Origin of the sequence: Mesorhizobium newzealandense (assembly GCF_042682145.1) — a bacterium.
GTDB lineage: Bacteria > Pseudomonadota > Alphaproteobacteria > Rhizobiales > Rhizobiaceae > Mesorhizobium > Mesorhizobium newzealandense.
The window spans coordinates 1-14,788 of sequence record NZ_JBHUGZ010000024.1 but is presented as its reverse complement, the minus strand read 5'-3'; the positions used below and the strand labels follow the sequence as shown (position 1 = coordinate 14,788).

At 60.8% G+C, this 14,788-nt stretch carries 17 protein-coding genes and 1 tRNA gene; 9 read left to right on the top strand and 9 right to left on the bottom strand.

The window, feature by feature from the left end; genetic code table 11:
- The first annotated feature begins 13 nt into the window (after nucleotides 1-13).
- From ctaD to ACFSOZ_RS31500, 5 genes are read left to right on the top strand one after another with little or no spacing between them, the layout of a single operon-like run.
- The gene (ctaD, locus tag ACFSOZ_RS31520) at nucleotides 14-1,783 is read left to right on the top strand and encodes a cytochrome c oxidase subunit I (protein WP_379104604.1); all 1,770 of its coding nucleotides are present in this window, start codon (nucleotides 14-16) and stop codon (nucleotides 1,781-1,783) included.
- Nucleotides 1,780-2,484 carry a cytochrome c oxidase subunit 3 gene (locus tag ACFSOZ_RS31515; protein ID WP_379104602.1) on the top strand — a complete coding sequence of 235 codons (705 nt, stop codon included), beginning with the start codon at nucleotides 1,780-1,782 and terminating at the stop codon, nucleotides 2,482-2,484. Before ctaD ends, ACFSOZ_RS31515 begins: the two co-directional genes overlap by 4 nt.
- A 13-nt stretch (nucleotides 2,485-2,497) precedes the next feature.
- Nucleotides 2,498-3,217, top strand: coding sequence for a heme-copper oxidase subunit III family protein (locus ACFSOZ_RS31510; RefSeq protein WP_379104600.1), 720 nt, complete (start codon nucleotides 2,498-2,500; stop codon nucleotides 3,215-3,217).
- An 11-nt stretch (nucleotides 3,218-3,228) separates the two neighbouring features.
- Nucleotides 3,229-3,630 carry a cytochrome C oxidase subunit IV family protein gene (locus tag ACFSOZ_RS31505; protein WP_379104598.1) on the top strand — a complete coding sequence of 134 codons (402 nt, stop codon included), beginning with the start codon at nucleotides 3,229-3,231 and terminating at the stop codon, nucleotides 3,628-3,630.
- A gap of 39 nt (nucleotides 3,631-3,669) precedes the next feature.
- On the top strand, nucleotides 3,670-4,143 hold the full coding sequence (locus ACFSOZ_RS31500) for an aminoacyl-tRNA deacylase (RefSeq protein ID WP_379104596.1): 474 nt from the start codon (nucleotides 3,670-3,672) through the stop codon (nucleotides 4,141-4,143).
- Nucleotides 4,144-4,198: 55 nt separating this feature from the next.
- Here the strand turns inward: ACFSOZ_RS31500 and ACFSOZ_RS31495 are convergent, their stop codons facing one another.
- From ACFSOZ_RS31495 to tig, 5 genes are all read right to left on the bottom strand, one after another.
- A complete protein-coding gene (locus ACFSOZ_RS31495; RefSeq protein ID WP_379104594.1) occupies nucleotides 4,199-5,011 on the bottom strand; it encodes a DUF2189 domain-containing protein in 813 nt (270 codons plus the stop codon).
- Nucleotides 5,012-5,393: 382 nt separating this feature from the next.
- Nucleotides 5,394-6,329, bottom strand: coding sequence for a heme o synthase (locus ACFSOZ_RS31490; RefSeq protein ID WP_379104591.1), 936 nt, complete (start codon nucleotides 6,327-6,329; stop codon nucleotides 5,394-5,396).
- Between the two features lie 150 nt (nucleotides 6,330-6,479).
- Nucleotides 6,480-6,860, bottom strand: coding sequence for a c-type cytochrome (locus ACFSOZ_RS31485; RefSeq protein ID WP_379104589.1), 381 nt, complete (start codon nucleotides 6,858-6,860; stop codon nucleotides 6,480-6,482).
- Nucleotides 6,861-7,053: 193 nt separating this feature from the next.
- On the bottom strand, nucleotides 7,054-7,578 hold the full coding sequence (locus tag ACFSOZ_RS31480; RefSeq protein WP_379104588.1) for a hypothetical protein: 525 nt from the start codon (nucleotides 7,576-7,578) through the stop codon (nucleotides 7,054-7,056).
- 162 nt (nucleotides 7,579-7,740) lie between these two features.
- On the bottom strand, nucleotides 7,741-9,216 hold the full coding sequence (tig, locus tag ACFSOZ_RS31475) for a trigger factor (RefSeq protein WP_379104586.1): 1,476 nt from the start codon (nucleotides 9,214-9,216) through the stop codon (nucleotides 7,741-7,743).
- A 339-nt stretch (nucleotides 9,217-9,555) separates the two neighbouring features.
- Here tig and ACFSOZ_RS31470 point away from each other — a divergent pair.
- Nucleotides 9,556-9,640 (top strand) — tRNA-Leu (locus tag ACFSOZ_RS31470).
- A gap of 197 nt (nucleotides 9,641-9,837) precedes the next feature.
- On the opposite strand, the gene ACFSOZ_RS31465 is transcribed toward ACFSOZ_RS31470, so the two are convergent.
- The 4 genes from ACFSOZ_RS31465 to ACFSOZ_RS31450 all read right to left on the bottom strand — a co-directional run bounded on the left by ACFSOZ_RS31465 (nucleotide 9,838) and on the right by ACFSOZ_RS31450 (nucleotide 13,753).
- On the bottom strand, nucleotides 9,838-10,233 hold the full coding sequence (locus ACFSOZ_RS31465) for a RidA family protein (RefSeq protein ID WP_379104585.1): 396 nt from the start codon (nucleotides 10,231-10,233) through the stop codon (nucleotides 9,838-9,840).
- 284 nt (nucleotides 10,234-10,517) lie between these two features.
- Entirely contained in the window at nucleotides 10,518-11,990 is a 1,473-nt protein-coding gene (locus tag ACFSOZ_RS31460) for an aromatic amino acid lyase (RefSeq protein WP_379104582.1), read from the bottom strand.
- Nucleotides 11,991-12,053: 63 nt separating this feature from the next.
- Entirely contained in the window at nucleotides 12,054-12,638 is a 585-nt protein-coding gene (locus ACFSOZ_RS31455; RefSeq protein WP_379104579.1) for a GDYXXLXY domain-containing protein, read from the bottom strand.
- Nucleotides 12,635-13,753 (bottom strand): DUF2157 domain-containing protein, encoded by a 1,119-nt coding sequence (locus tag ACFSOZ_RS31450; RefSeq protein ID WP_379104577.1) that lies wholly within the window; start codon nucleotides 13,751-13,753, stop codon nucleotides 12,635-12,637. Before ACFSOZ_RS31450 ends, ACFSOZ_RS31455 begins: the two co-directional genes overlap by 4 nt.
- A 238-nt stretch (nucleotides 13,754-13,991) precedes the next feature.
- Between ACFSOZ_RS31450 and ACFSOZ_RS31445 the strand changes: the two genes are divergently transcribed.
- The 3 genes from ACFSOZ_RS31445 to ACFSOZ_RS31435 form a co-directional block, all read left to right on the top strand.
- The gene (locus tag ACFSOZ_RS31445) at nucleotides 13,992-14,132 is read left to right on the top strand and encodes a DUF1127 domain-containing protein (protein ID WP_013531315.1); all 141 of its coding nucleotides are present in this window, start codon (nucleotides 13,992-13,994) and stop codon (nucleotides 14,130-14,132) included.
- A gap of 49 nt (nucleotides 14,133-14,181) precedes the next feature.
- Nucleotides 14,182-14,322 carry a DUF1127 domain-containing protein gene (locus tag ACFSOZ_RS31440; protein WP_379104575.1) on the top strand — a complete coding sequence of 47 codons (141 nt, stop codon included), beginning with the start codon at nucleotides 14,182-14,184 and terminating at the stop codon, nucleotides 14,320-14,322.
- 372 nt (nucleotides 14,323-14,694) lie between these two features.
- A partial coding sequence (locus ACFSOZ_RS31435; RefSeq protein WP_379104646.1) for an FAD-dependent oxidoreductase occupies nucleotides 14,695-14,788 on the top strand: 94 nt, incomplete at its 3' end.

Sequence of the window (14,788 nt, the reverse complement as noted above, 5' to 3'; positions counted from 1 at the left end):
CGGAGGTGTTCCTATGGTCGACATCACGCCTGCAGATGGCATCCCGCCGGCCGAAGTCGCGGAAGTGGAACTATACCATCCGCACAGTTGGTGGACGAAATATGTCTTCTCGCAGGACGCCAAGGTCATCGCCATCCAGTATTCGGCGACAGCAACGGCAATCGGCCTGGTCGCCCTGGTGCTCTCCTGGCTGATGCGGCTGCAACTCGGCTTCCCCGGCACGTTCGACTTCATCACCCCTGAAGCCTACTACCAGTTCATCACCATGCACGGCATGATCATGGTGATCTACCTGCTCACCGCCCTCTTCCTCGGCGGCTTCGGCAACTATCTGATCCCATTGATGGTCGGCGCGCGCGACATGGTCTTTCCCTATGTCAACATGCTGAGCTACTGGATCTACCTGCTCGCCGTGCTGGTCCTGGTATCGAGCTTCTTTGCGCCCGGTGGACCGACGGGCGCCGGCTGGACGCTCTACCCGCCACAAGCCATCATGAGCGGCACACCGGGCGGCCAGGACTGGGGCATCATCCTGATGCTGTCCTCGCTGATCCTGTTCATCATCGGCTTCACGATGGGCGGCCTGAACTATGTGGTGACGGTGCTGCAGGGCCGCACGCGCGGCATGACGATGATGCGCCTGCCGCTCACCGTCTGGGGCATCTTCACCGCGACCGTCATGGCGCTGCTCGCCTTTCCGGCGCTGTTCGTCGCCTGCGTGATGATGCTGCTCGACCGCGCCCTCGGCACCAGCTTCTTCATGCCGGCGATCTCCGAGATGGGCGAGCAACTGCAGCACAATGGCGGCAGCCCGATCCTGTTCCAGCACCTGTTCTGGTTCTTCGGCCATCCCGAGGTCTACATCGTGGCGCTGCCGGCGTTCGGCATCGTATCCGACCTGATCAGCACCCATGCACGCAAGAACATCTTCGGCTACCGGATGATGGTCTGGGCCATCGTCGGCATTGGCGCGCTGAGCTTCGTGGTCTGGGCGCACCACATGTATGTCAGCGGCATGCACCCCTATTTTGGCTTCTTCTTCGCCACCACGACGCTGATCATCGCCATTCCGACCGCCATCAAGGTCTACAATTGGGTGCTGACCCTATGGCGGGGCGACATCCATCTCACCATACCGATGCTCTTTGCCCTGGCCTTCATCGTCACCTTTGTAAACGGCGGGCTGACCGGGTTGTTTCTCGGCAATGTCGTCGTCGATGTTCCGCTGTCCGACACGATGTTCGTCGTCGCCCATTTCCATATGGTCATGGGTGTCGCCCCGATCGTCGTGGTTTTTGGCGCGATCTACCATTGGTATCCGAAGGTCACCGGCCGCATGCTCGACGAGACGTTGGGCCGGTTCCATTTCTGGGTCACGTTCCTCGGCGCCTATCTGATTTTCTTCCCCATGCACTATCTCGGCCTGATGGGCGTGCCGCGGCGCTACGCTGAACTGACCGACATGACCATCATGACGGAGTCGGCCCACCACCTGAACTCGTTCATCAGCATCATGGCCTTCATCGTCGGCTTTGCCCAAATGGTGTTCCTGTTCAATCTGATCTGGAGCATCCGCCATGGCCGCGAGGCCGGCGGCAATCCGTGGCGGGCCACGACCCTCGAATGGCAGACGCCGCAAACGCCGCCGGCCCACGGCAATTTCGGCAAGGACCTGCCGATCGTCTATCGCTGGGCCTATGATTACAGCGTGCCGGGCGCCAAGGAGGATTTCATCCCGCAGAACGTGCCGGGCTCCTTCGGCCCCTCGAGGGAGCCGGCATGAGCGTCATCCTGGTCTTCCTGCTCGTCATTGCCGGTTTTGCCGGATGGTGGCTTTCGCACCAGAGGCTGATGGCCAAGCCATGGCTCGAACAAGGTCTGGCCGGCGATTTTGTCGGCCTCGACCGGTCGGCGCTGCCCACCGCCAAGGTCGGCCTCGGCGTCTTCCTCGCCGTCGTCGGCTGCCTGTTCTCGCTGTTCACCAGCGCCTACTTCATGCGCATGGGCCTGTCGGACTGGCGGCCTCTGCCGCTGCCGCGCCTGCTCTGGCTGAACACTGGCGTGCTGGTCCTGAGCAGCATTGCGCTGCAATGCGCCGTGGTGGCGGCACGCAGGGGTCAGATCGACATGGTCAGGCTCGGCCTTGCGACGGCCGGGGTCACGGCGATTGCCTTCCTCATCGGACAGCTCATGGCATGGCGGCAGATGACCGATGACGGCTATCTGCTGAACTCCAACCCGGCCAACAGCTTTTTCTACCTGATCACCGGCATGCATGGCCTGCACATACTGGGCGGGCTGGTGGGCCTCGGCAGAACGACCGCCGGCGCCTGGAACGCAGCGCGGCCCAAACGGCTTCGCCTCGGCGTCGAACTGTGCGCCATGTACTGGCATTTCCTGCTCTTCGTCTGGCTCGCCATCTTTGCCTTGCTCGCCGGCTGGGCGGCGACGTTCATCGACATTTGCCGACAGTTGCTGACCTAAGGGGATCAAGCGGATGGCAGAGACACTGACGCATATCGGCCAGACGGAGCCAAGGCCCACAGGCTGGCAAGGCATTGCCGCCGACTGGTCCTCGGATCAGCGTGCGTTCAAGAACGTGTCCTGGGGCAAGGCCATGATGTGGATCTTCCTGCTCAGCGACACCTTCATCTTCGGCTGCTTCCTGCTCTCCTACATGAGCGCGCGCATTTCGACACGCGTGCCGTGGCCCAATCCCAGCGAGGTCTTTGCACTTCGTATCGGCGGCTCGGATATCCCGCTGATCCTTATTGCCATCATGACCTTCGTGCTGATCTCAAGCAGCGGAACGATGGCCATGGCAGTCAATTTCGGCTATCGCCGCGACCGCCGCAAGACGGCAATCCTCATGCTTCTGACCGCGGCACTCGGCGCGACCTTTGTCGGCATGCAGGCCTTCGAATGGACCAAGCTGATCACTGAAGGGGTGCGGCCCTGGGGCAATCCCTGGGGCGCCGCACAATTCGGTTCCTCTTTCTTCATGATCACCGGTTTCCACGGCACCCATGTGACGATCGGCGTGATCTTCCTGATCATCGTGGCGCGAAAGGTGTGGCGCGGAGATTACGACACCGGACGGCGCGGCTTCTTCACCAGCCGCACGGGCCACTACGAGAATGTCGAGATCATGGGGCTGTACTGGCACTTCGTCGATCTGGTCTGGGTATTCATCTTCGCATTCTTCTATCTTTGGTGAGAGGCAGGGACATGGCTGAAGCAACCGCAAACGGCATCGGACAGCACGCACTTCATGCTGCTCATGCCCATGAAGCGCCCGCGGCGGCCGCCCATGGCGACGTGCATCAGGAACATCCGATCAAGCTCTATCTGGTGGTCTGGGCATGGCTGTTCATCCTCAGCGCATGCTCCTACATGGTCGATTATTTCGGCCTTCACGGCTATCTCAGATGGTCCTTGATCCTGATCTTCATGATCCTCAAGGCAGGGTTGATCGTCGCCGTCTTCATGCACATGGCCTGGGAACGGCTGGCGCTGGCCTATGCGATCATCCTGCCGCCGATACTGGTGCTGGTGTTCGTGGCAATGATGGTCTTCGAAGCCGACTACACCCTTTTCACCCGGCTGGCGTTTTTCGGATCCGGGCCTTGACGCCGCCATGCGTCGCGAACTCCGGCAAGGGAGGCCAAGATGACGATCGCAACCAGACTGAAGGACTTCATCGACGGCAAGGGAATTTCCTACGAGACCGTCGCTCATCATCGCACTTCAACAAGCCGGCAGTCGGCGATAGCCGCGCATGTGCCCGGCAGCATCATGGCGAAATCCGTGGTCGTTCACCACGAGCTTGGCTATACGCTGGCCGTGGTTCCGAGCACTCACAGGATCGAACTTGGCAGGTTGCAAGACGTCATGAACAAGCGTCTCGGACTTGCCTCCGAAGACGAGGTGATTTCGCTCTTCGGTGATTGCGACACCGGCGCCATCCCACCGATCGGCGCAGCCTATGATGTGCCGGTGATTGTCGATGAAAGCCTCGGCGATGTCGCCGACGTCTACTTCGAAGGCGGCGACCATCGAACGCTGGTGCATGTCAGCGGCAAGGATTTCCGCAACCTGACCATGGGCGCATACCAAGCTCGCTTCAGTCACCCGGCCTACTGACGGCTTAGATCAAACTTGCACCGCCCCCTTGCCGGTGCGGTGAGGTGGAACGTCGTCAACTCGCCGGTCTGGCGGGCGATTCCACGACCTTGCGGTAGACATGCCAGGTGGCGTGACCGAGGATCGGCAACACGACGGCCAGCCCGGCGAACACCGGCAGCGAGCCGATGATCAAGGCGACGGCGACGATCAGTCCCCAAACAGCCATGGTGATCGGGTTCGCCAGCACCGCACGCACCGAGGTGTGGATGGCTTCGTAGGCGCCAACGTCGCGGTCGAGCAACAATGGGAAGGCGACGACCGTCGTGCACAACACCACCACAGCGAAGACGAAGCCGAGGGCGTGCCCCAGGATAATCAGCGTCCAGCCACGTCCGGTGGCAAATATTTCATTGATGAAGCCGGATATCGATTCCGGCGGAGCCGGGCCGAAAAGATATTGGTAGAACATCTGCGCCGTCAAAAGCCAGGTGATGAAGATTGCAAACAGCATGATCCCGACCGCCGCGATTGCCGGCAGCGCCGGAGAATTACGGACCTCGAAAGCGTGCCTCCATGAGGTGTCGAGTCCGTCTTCCCGTCTGCGGCTGATTTCATAGAGGCCTATCGCCGCGAACGGGCCAATCAGAGCAAAACCGGAGACCAGCGGAAACAACAACGGCAACGCATTGGCGCCCGAAGTCCAGGCGGCGAGCACGACGCCCACGAGCGGATAGATCAGGCAGAGAAAAACGATGTGCGATGGTTTGACCATGAAATCGTCGACGCCCCGCTTGAGTGCGTCGAAAAGGTCGGAAACGCCGATTTTTCGAATTTTGGTATGTTCCAGCGTCTCGCTGGCGCCTGCTATCACATGAAAGCTAGCCATGACCGTTCCTCCAGACCCAAGTCCGGCAAGGTCGCGGTTTCACGGTGCATCCGTTCTGCGTAACTGGCCACGCAAACCGCGACCTGCACCGCAATCAACATACTCTCTTGCCAGAGACTTGTCGCCCTTTGTCGCAAGACCTCCGGCCGTCTGGCTAGCTCTGGTGGTCTTTTTTCGATATTCTCTTGGGATTAAAGGGGAAGGTCATGGACGGAAGGACGCTTCTTATACTCGGCCTTGGCATAGTCGCCCTGCTGATCCTGGGATTCTGTGCAATACCATCGTGATGTTCGAGCCGATTCTGGTCTGCAACGTCTTCAATTCAGCAACCAGGCCGGCTCGCTTCGAGCTGGTGAGTCTTCCGACAACAGTGATCACGCCGTCAGCCTTCGGCTGCCATGAACCCTCGCATTGCGATGGTGTCGGCAAGCAGTATGGCAAAGATCGCGAAAAGATAGAAAATCGAGAAGGCAAACAGCGCCTTTGCAGGCTTCATCTCCTTGTCTGCAACGACCAGGACCTTCCAGGCTTGCCAGATGAAACCCGCGCCCAATGCGGCCGAAACAATTCCATAGAACCCGCTCGCGAATCCGAACGCCCAAGGCAGCACACCGATTGGCGCCAGCAGCAGTGAATAGACGAATATCTGCTTTCTGGTCGAGGCCTGGCCGGCCACGTTCGGCATCATCGGGATGCCGGCAGCGGCGTAGTCGCCGACCTTGAACAGCGCGAGCGCCCAGAAATGCGGCGGCGTCCACAGAAAGATGATCAGAAACAGGGTGAGGCTTTCAATGCCAATGGCACCAGTTGCGGCCGCCCAGCCAATCATCGGAGGAAGCGCTCCGGCCGCGCCGCCGATGACAATGTTCTGCGGCGTCGAGCGCTTCAGCCACATCGTATAGATGACGACGTAGAAGAAGATGGTGAAGGCCAGCAAGGATGCGGCAAGCCAGCCCACCAGCACGCCGAGCGTCATGACCGAAAGCGCGGAAAGCACCAGGCCGAAGCCGAGAGCCTCGCCCGGCGTGACGCGGCCCGACGGAATCGGCCGCTTTGATGTGCGCGACATCAGCGCGTCGATGTCCGCGTCGTACCACATGTTGAGGGCCCCTGCCGCTCCTGCTCCGACCGCAATCGCACCGATTGCAATCACGGCGATGACCGGATTCATCGCGCCAGGCGCCATCATCAGGCCGACAAAAGCGGTGAATACGGCAAGCGCCATGACCCGCGGCTTCAAAAGCGCGAAGAAATCACCCGCCGTCGCTTCCGAGAGGCGGATGCCGGAATCCTTGAGGCGGTTTTCCCTGGTCGACATCTCAGACCGATGGAAGCAGGCAATGCAGGCCATGATCCCGAACTGAAGGCGCGCTAGCAAAAACGGAAACGCGGCTCTTGCTTACGATGCCGTCGGTTCGGATATGATCACGGTAAAACAAGAGGTTGGACGCATGGCGGAGGAGCCAGGTCACTTGGAGAACGTTTTCAGATAGGCAATGACGTTGGCCACGTCCGCATCGTTCTTGAGGCCGGGAAACGCCATCTTGGTCCCTTTGACCGTGGTCTTGGGATCGTGAAGATAGGTCGCCAGTGTTGGTTCGTCCCATTTGACGCCGGATTTACCGGCCGCGATCATGGCATCAGAATATTTGAAATCCGGATGCGTACCGGCGATACGGCCGATGACGCCGTGCAGCGATGGACCGATCTTGTTCTTGTCCTCGTCCGCGACGTGGCAGACCTTGCATTTGGTGAAGACCTTCTCGCCAGCCGCAGTATCCTGGGCCTGCGATGGAATGGCGACGAAGCTTGCAACAGACACGACGGCGAAAAACGCGGCCAAGCGCATGACTTTTCCTCCCTGATTGTCAAATGTGCCTGAGACGATCTGCGCATGCCGGTACCACCAGCAATGCGCCTTGCACGGCAGAACAGATTATCTGCTTCTCCCCCTTATGGAATTACCACACCTCTATACCACAGAATCTGGCCGACAGGTAGAAGAGGTCGGCTGTACAAAGGTTTAGGTGGTTTGCAGCGGCTCAGGGCACATCAGTGTTGCAGGTGCCGGCAATCTGCGCGACCGCCTCGCCAAGCCCGGCAAGGTCGAAGTCCGCCTCGCCGCGGCCCGACAGCAGGCCGAACCGCCAGGAAAGCCCCAACCGGCTCGCCGACGCCAACTGCTTGACGCCGTCCGCGCCATCCTTGACGAGCATTCTGCCACGGGCACCGACGGACCAGCTTTCATTGACCTTGTCGCCATGGTCGACCGAGACCGACATGGTGATCTTGCGGCTGGCGGAGACGGCATCATTGAGCTGCAGCCATTCGCTCCAGCGCGGTTGGCCGCCGGGACGGCAGGCGATGGTCAACACCGGGCTATAGCCCAAGGCGCCGCCGCCGGTGAAAAGCTTGTTGGTGGCATAGAGCGAGGCAGTGACCAAGCCGTCGCTGCCGGTGTCGAAGCGCCAATTGTCGAGAACGCCGTCAGCCCGGGCGACGCCACAGACCGAAGCGACAAGCAGTGCCGCGGCAACCACTCCACCCATCTGGACGAACAGTCTCAACGATGCCTCCAACGGCCTGCGTTCTGCAACACAGCAGATAATCATCAAGAGTTCGTACCGCCAGCCGCCAACCGCCATTTGCCGGAGAGTCTGTTGCTTCGGCGCCACAAACGAAAAAGGCCGCCTCATGGGCGGCCTTTTTGAAATTCTATTCTCGGACGCTTATTCGGCGTCCTTGGCGGCCTTCTTCTTCGGCGCCGCCTTTTTCTTGGGCTCTTCCGCGTCGTCGGCCTTCTTGTCGTCAGCCTTCTTGGCAGCGGCTTTCTTCGCCGGCTTCGCCTTGGTTGTGGTCTCGGCCTCCTCGTCGTCGGCCATCAGCTCTTCCTTGCTGACCTTGACGTCGGTGACCGAGATCTGGCCGAGCAGATGGTCGACCACCTTCTCCTCGAACATCGGCGCCCGCAGCGTGTTCAACGCTTCCGGGTTGTTGCGGTAGAACTCGAAGACTTCCTGCTGCTGATTGCCCGGATAGCGGCGCACCTGCTCGAACAGGCCGCGCTGCAGTTCCTCGTCCGATACCGTGACGCCGGCCTTCTCGCCGATTTCAGCCAGCACCAGGCCAAGACGCACGCGGCGCTCGGCGAGACGCAGATATTCGGCGCGTGCCTCTTCTTCCGTCGTCTCTTCGTCGGCGAAAGTGCGGCCGGCGGCTTCCAGGTCGCGATTGACCTGCGCCCAGATGTTGTTGAACTCGGCGTCGACGAGCTTCGACGGCGCCTCGAACGAGTAGGACGCGTCGAGCTGGTCGAGCAGCTGGCGCTTGACCTTCTGGCGCGTCATGGCACCGAACTGGTTTTCGATCTGGCCACGCACGACGTCGCGCAGGCGCTCCAGCGACTCGAGGCCCAGGTTCTTGGCGGTCTCGTCGTTGATTTCCAGCGCGCCGGGCTGGGACACTTCCTTGACGGTGACGTCGAAGGTCGCTTCCTTGCCGGCAAGATGCGCCGCCTGATAGTTTTCCGGGAAGGTCACGGTGACCTGCTTTTCGTCACCGGCCTTGGCGCCGATCAGCTGATCCTCGAAGCCGGGGATGAACTCCTTCGACCCCAGCACCAGCGGCTGATCGGTGCCGGCGCCGCCATTGAAGGCCTCGCCGTTGATCTTGCCGAGATAGTCGATGGTGACGCGGTCGCCATTGGCGGCCTTGCCGGTCTTCGGCTCGTAGCTGCGTGCCGATTCGGCAACGCGCTGGACCTGCTCGTCGATCTCGGTGTCCGGAACGTCGAACACCTGACGCGTCACCTTGATGTCGGAGAAATCCTTGATCTCGATCGTCGGAATGATCTCGTAGTTGAGGCGGAATTCGAAGTCGGCGCCGCCGGCCAGGATCTTCTCGGCTTCCTTCTCGTCCTCGGTCATGATGACTTCGGGCTGCATCGCAGCCTTTTCGCCACGCCCGGTAATGATCGTGCGGGTCGAATCGTTGAGGATTTCGTTGACCACTTCGGCCATGAACGACTTGCCGTAGACCTTGCGCAGGTGCTGCACCGGTACCTTGCCGGGGCGGAAGCCGTTGATGCGGACCTTGTTCCTGGCATCCGAAAGCCGTGCCATCAGCTTGGCTTCCATGTCACCGGCCGGCACGGTGATCTTGATCTCGCGCTTGAGACCGGAGTTGAGCGTTTCGGTGACCTGCATCGTAAAACCTTTGTTTTCACCAATGAGACTGCCACGGCCTCTGCCGTTCACAGCCTGCCGGTATAATCTTGCCGGGAATGGCTTTTGGTACGGAACCTGGCGATTTGACCGAAAATACGGCTCAAACTCTCCCAAACTGCGTTCCAAAATGTGAATAAGTTCTTGTTTTTCCTACTTCTTATCACATTTTGTAGAAGCGGATCGTCGCGTTCCGTCACATTCGACACGCCTTTTGTCACAGGCGGGGCTATTTTTCAACCATCTTCGCATTTCAGCGAATAACCAACATTTTGGCCCCGACATTGACAGAATGATGGCTACATGGGATTGCCGGTCCATGCGGATGTGGCGGAACTGGTAGACGCCCTGGATTTAGGTTCCAGTGCCGAAAGGCGTGGGGGTTCGAGTCCCTTCATCCGCACCACCCCCCGCTCTCGGGCTTCGGGTGGCTGGCCACCTGAAGCTCCTTAGATGAAGGTGTCTCCTCCGAAGCCTTGGCGAAGGAGGAACCTCGACCTAGTCATCTGTTACAACCACATTCTGGATATTGTTCATTCGCCGGGTGGACGGGCTTTTGACTGAGAGACAAACGGCATAGTAGCGACGCTAGCTTCTGATGGCCTAGTCAATGACCGCTATCGCGTCGACCTCTATGAGGTAGCCTGGAGACATTATCGCTACCCCGACCACCACATTGGCTGGTTTGTGATCTCCGAACAGCGCAATCTGCGCTTCTTCGATGATAGGAACGTGTTCATCGCGCTTATAATCGACAATGTAGATTGTGATCTTGCAAACGTGCTCAGGCCGTGCACCTGCCGCACTGAGCGCTCGGCCGAGATTGCCAAATGCCAGACGCGCTTGTGCAGCAAAATCACCATGCCCAACGAGCTTGCCGTGTATGTCTTCGGGCTGCTGACCTGAGACGAATACCAGCTTGGATCCCGTCGCGACGACAACCTGCGTGTACATCTCTGGTAGTGGCAGATCATCGGGGTTGATAAGTTCGAGCGACACCAAACAATCTCCTACTCGTTCGACTGAAATCGACATTTGCGATCACCGCGTCGCTGGTACACAGGGCGATAGCAAAGTGGCGGTGGGAGTGGCGATCAGCGGCATGGCCCACGCGAACTCTCCAGGGCGACGCGATATCGCCATCGCGCCGATTGGGCTTAACGCCATCCATCCGGCTGACGCACTGCATCTCGCATGGAGTGTCCGGCGATGATTGATCATTGACAATGTGCTGTCAATTGATCCGGCCGGCGCGCGGCGGTGGTAGGCGCGGCCAGATCTTGTCACAGAGGCACCGCCATGCTCGTCTGCGCCTCGAACGCTCTCCCTGTGAACCACTCGGCCAGCTTTGCGAGCTCCGGCCCCAGCACGCGATCGTCGCCGACAGGCGGCACGATAGCCCTGACTTCATCGACGAAAGACCGAAGTGCCGGCGGCGGCACGCGTTCGGTGACGTGCAGCGCTTGCGACGCCATCATCGCCAGCATCGCCATTGCCGCATCGACGCAGCGGCCGGCGGTCGCCTCCTTGGTCCATGCGAAGAACGCCGTGGTGGCGACGTCGTCCTGCCCGGCACCGGCCGATTCCGTTCCCGGAATGAAGGTGCGCTGCGCGGCGAGCTTGGCCTGCTCGAGATAGCCGGTGATCGCCATCGGCACATAGCCGACACTGCCATGGCCGTCGCTGTCGGCCCAATGCCGCCCGGTCATCAAAAGATCGGGCAGCAGCGACACCTTGCCATTCAAAAGCTTGGAGGCATGGCGGTCGCAGAGCAGGCAGATATCGGCCCATATCGCCGCCAGATCATCCAGCGCCGGCGTCGCCACGGCATTGTGATAGCCGCCGGTGCTGATGCAGCGGCCGAACGGATGCGCGTCATCAGGCGGGAGGTAGGCCGGATTGTCCGATATCGAGGCCAGCGACACCGTGGCCGCCCGCTCGGCAGACACCAGCGCACGATGCGCCTGGCCGAGGACGCGCGGCACGATCCGGTAGCTGACCGGCGCCTGATAATTGCGCCGCCCGTCTCCGGCGCCAACCAGGAATTCCCGCAATCCCTGGAGGGCCGCCGCTTCATGTTCATCGCCCCAGAGCGTGTCGAGCGCCGCATCGTAATGCTCGAGCGGCGCGCGAAACGCTTCGATCGACAGTGCGAACACCTTGTGCGCCATGCGGAGGCGGCCGCGTGCGGCGAGCGCTGCGTCGGCCACCAGCGCGGCGGCGCAGGGCGAGCCGTTGATCAGCGAGCCCCGCTCCTTGACCTCCAGGTCGAAGCGCACCGAAAGTTCGGCAAACAGCGGATAGAGCGCCAGGATCTCGCCGGCGCCGCCCTGGCCCGAAGACGGCACGACAGGCATCGGGCCGCCGTCAAGCATCGCGGCAACGGCGAGTGCGATGCGTGGCGTCGTGGCTGCGTTGCCCTCGATGAAATTCGTCAGGCGGGCCAGCACGATCGCCCGGACCACACGATCGGGCAAGGGATCGCCGAACGAGGTGGCGGCAGCGAACGCCTTGATGCGCGCATGGCGATCCCGCTCGTCACGTTCGAGCCTGCGGCTCGCCAGTTCCCCCATGGCGGTCGTAACGCCATAGATGACCGGTGGCGGGTCGGATTCGATGAGCTTCAGGAACGACGCCCGGCACTCGGCGATGCGTTGCAAGGCTTTTTCGCCGATCTCCACCGTGTCGTTCTTCCAGGCGACGCGCAAAACAGCGTCGAGATTGATGTCCTCACGCGCCGTCAGGGTGATTGGCATGCTTCTTACCGTCCAAGTGGGAGACCGCCGAGGGCTTCTGTCGACATCACGGACATCATTGGTCTAATACAGCGGTTCCTCGAACAGCGTCTTGTCGCCGTCCACCAGCGCCTTGATCTGCGCGATGCCGTCACCGGCGAGCGCAAGACGGATACCGAACGGCCGCACCCGCATGTCGTCCTGGATCGCCGTCCCCTCGCCTTCCGGCAGATAGAAGCGCTCGATGCCGTAGTCCGGCGCGATGGTCATGCCTTCGCTGCGAAGATCCCAGCCCTCGGCGACATGGCCTGATATATCGGCCTCGTCGGCGGCGGCCGGCGTCGGCGCCTTGCCGAACCAGGCGGTGGTCGGCCGCCAATAGCCGTCGGCGCCCTTCTTCAGGCGGACGACAATGGATGTATCGTCGCTGGAGAGTTTGTCGGCGGGGATGTTGGCGATCATTTTCACCGGGATGCGCGAAATCTCGTAGCCGAGGATAATGTAGTCGCCGCGCAGGAGATCGCGTGGATCAACGGGTTCGATCTTCAGCAGCACTTCCTTGCCGTTGCGCAGGATCGCCGCGCGGCCGGCGATGATCCAGCTCAGAAATCCGATCTGGACGAGCGCCAGCACCAGGGCCGAGATGATCAGCCTCTTTCCGGTCATCATGCCGTGGCTCCCTTGGCGACTGGGCTCTTCATGCGTTTTTCGATGCGGATGATGACGAGCGCAAGGATGCCGAGCAGCACCGCGGCGGCAAGGAAGAAGCCGGCCGTATCGAGCATCGATTGCAACATCACCACATAGATGATGGCGATTTCCAAGGCGAAGCCGGCATAGGCAAGCCAGCGCAACCCTCGGCTTTCCCGCCCGGCCAGCACGATTGCCGCGACGATGCCTGCCAACGCAATCACCGAAGCTATGGCGAATCCGCTGTTGTAGGTGCTTTCGTCAGCCAGTTCGAACTGGATCATCGCCAGGCCGGTGAGGAAGCCTAGCAGCGCGTGCAAGGGCAAGCGGCCGCCGAGTTGCACGATCCTGTCGACCGGCTCTGGCGCGAACACCGAGGCGGCGAACAGCAGCGCCGATACGGCGACCAGCGGGATCGCCACCTGCAGCGTGTTGTGGTTCGTGACCAGCAGCACGAGGTAGAAAAGCAGCGACAGGATGATCAGGTGCCGCGCCGGCTGGCTGCGGGTCCAGAACGATACGGCAAACAACACGATCGCCATGACCACGAAGAGATGCGGAAATTCGCTTCGGCTGTAATAGTCGAAGCCTTTCAGGAACAACCAGGCATCGGCGATGCCGACCGAAGCGACGGTCAGCGGGTTCGAACGCAGCGCGACCGCAGCCAGTGCCGTGCCGGCACCCCAGGTGACCAGGGCCGACGCCTCGTCGCCCGAGAGATGATACATCTGGCCGATCAGCGCGATCGAGCCGCCGAAAGCCGCCGCGGCCACCATCCACAGCGCCTCGCCGATTGCTGGATGGTCGCGCGTCTTCAACAGCGCACCGCCGATATAGCCGCCAAGGATGATGGCAAAGAGTGCTGCCACGCGCGCCAGCCGCGGAATGGCGTCCCAGTTGGCGGCGACGAAAATCAGGATGGCTGCGCCGAACAGCAAGGCGGCCATCATCGCCAGGATAGAGCCGAAGCTGAGCGATTTGCGCTCATTGGCCTCGACATCGCGCGTCAGGGAATCGGCGGTCGCGGCGTCGATCAGGCCGGCCTGCCGCCAGCGCGCGATATCCGCCCTCACTCGCGACGAATAGCCCGCCATACCGCTTCTCCCCCAGTTTGGTCTTTTTTTCAGCCGACCCGGTCAAACCGTTGACGCAACGGCATTTTCCGATTCGGGTTTCTTTGTGTCAGGTCCGTGAACGCGCGTTAATGCTGCATTGCACAATTTGCATTGCTGCCATGCAGCCATAGCGCTTTTAAATCGATATAGGCCCGCCTATCTATGGTTCGTACACAAAGACGGAATGATCCGAAAGAAAGACGAAACGAGAAATACCATGAACCTGATCCGCAACTACCGCAACTGGCGCCGCTACAGGGACACCGTGTCCGAGCTGAGCCGCCTGAGCAACCGTGAACTGACCGACCTAGGCATCAGCCGCAGCGACATTCCTTACGTCGCTCGCAAGGCGGTCTAATTTTTTCGGACCGCGAATGGTCCGAACAAGTTTTGAAAAGAGAACGACAATGAACCTGATCCGCAACTATCGTAACTGGCGCGTTTATCGCGAGACGGTTTCCGAGCTGGGTCGCCTTTCGAACCGTCAGCTGCATGATCTCGGTATCGTCCGCGACGAAATCAAGATCATCGCCCGCCGGGCGATCTAACCAGAATTTCGCCAGGGTCGACCTCCTCCCCGACCCTGACGGATCCGGTCAACCTTCACCTCCTCCCGAGGGTTGACCACCAAAACGGCGCCCGCCGCACCTCCTCCCGCGGCGGGCGTTGTTTCCCAAAAAGGGTCTCGCCCCTTTTAAAAATGGCGAAAGAGATTTCGTCAAAGCCGACCTCCTCCCCGGCGATGACGAATACGGTCGGCCTTCACCTCCTCCCGAGGGTCGACCCCAAAAACGACACCCGCCGGACCTCCTCCCCCGGCGGGTGTTGTCGTTTTCAGGATTTGGTTGCGCCCGCATCTGTCTGCCCTGCGCCGCGCACGGGAATTGCAATCGCCGCACCAAGCGATTATTCCGGCGCTCATGAACAAAAATCCCATCCACATTATCGGCGGCGGCCTCGCCGGTTCCGAAGCCGCCTGGCAGGCGGCACAAGCCGGCGTTCCGGTCGTGCTGC

Bases quoted from the DNA above. Each gene is read 5' to 3' on its own strand.
- ctaD (WP_379104604.1), top strand. From the start codon at position 14: ATGGTCGACATCACGCCTGCAGATGGCATCCCGCCGGCCGAAGTCGCG.
- ACFSOZ_RS31515 (WP_379104602.1), top strand. From the start codon at position 1,780: ATGAGCGTCATCCTGGTCTTCCTGCTCGTCATTGCCGGTTTTGCCGGA.
- ACFSOZ_RS31510 (WP_379104600.1), top strand. From the start codon at position 2,498: ATGGCAGAGACACTGACGCATATCGGCCAGACGGAGCCAAGGCCCACA.
- ACFSOZ_RS31505 (WP_379104598.1), top strand. From the start codon at position 3,229: ATGGCTGAAGCAACCGCAAACGGCATCGGACAGCACGCACTTCATGCT.
- ACFSOZ_RS31500 (WP_379104596.1), top strand. From the start codon at position 3,670: ATGACGATCGCAACCAGACTGAAGGACTTCATCGACGGCAAGGGAATT.
- ACFSOZ_RS31495 (WP_379104594.1), bottom strand. From the start codon at position 5,011: ATGGCTAGCTTTCATGTGATAGCAGGCGCCAGCGAGACGCTGGAACAT.
- ACFSOZ_RS31490 (WP_379104591.1), bottom strand. From the start codon at position 6,329: ATGTCGACCAGGGAAAACCGCCTCAAGGATTCCGGCATCCGCCTCTCG.
- ACFSOZ_RS31485 (WP_379104589.1), bottom strand. From the start codon at position 6,860: ATGCGCTTGGCCGCGTTTTTCGCCGTCGTGTCTGTTGCAAGCTTCGTC.
- tig (WP_379104586.1), bottom strand. From the start codon at position 9,216: ATGCAGGTCACCGAAACGCTCAACTCCGGTCTCAAGCGCGAGATCAAG.
- ACFSOZ_RS31460 (WP_379104582.1), bottom strand. From the start codon at position 11,990: ATGCCAATCACCCTGACGGCGCGTGAGGACATCAATCTCGACGCTGTT.
- ACFSOZ_RS31455 (WP_379104579.1), bottom strand. From the start codon at position 12,638: ATGATGACCGGAAAGAGGCTGATCATCTCGGCCCTGGTGCTGGCGCTC.
- ACFSOZ_RS31450 (WP_379104577.1), bottom strand. From the start codon at position 13,753: ATGGCGGGCTATTCGTCGCGAGTGAGGGCGGATATCGCGCGCTGGCGG.
- ACFSOZ_RS31445 (WP_013531315.1), top strand. From the start codon at position 13,992: ATGAACCTGATCCGCAACTACCGCAACTGGCGCCGCTACAGGGACACC.
- ACFSOZ_RS31440 (WP_379104575.1), top strand. From the start codon at position 14,182: ATGAACCTGATCCGCAACTATCGTAACTGGCGCGTTTATCGCGAGACG.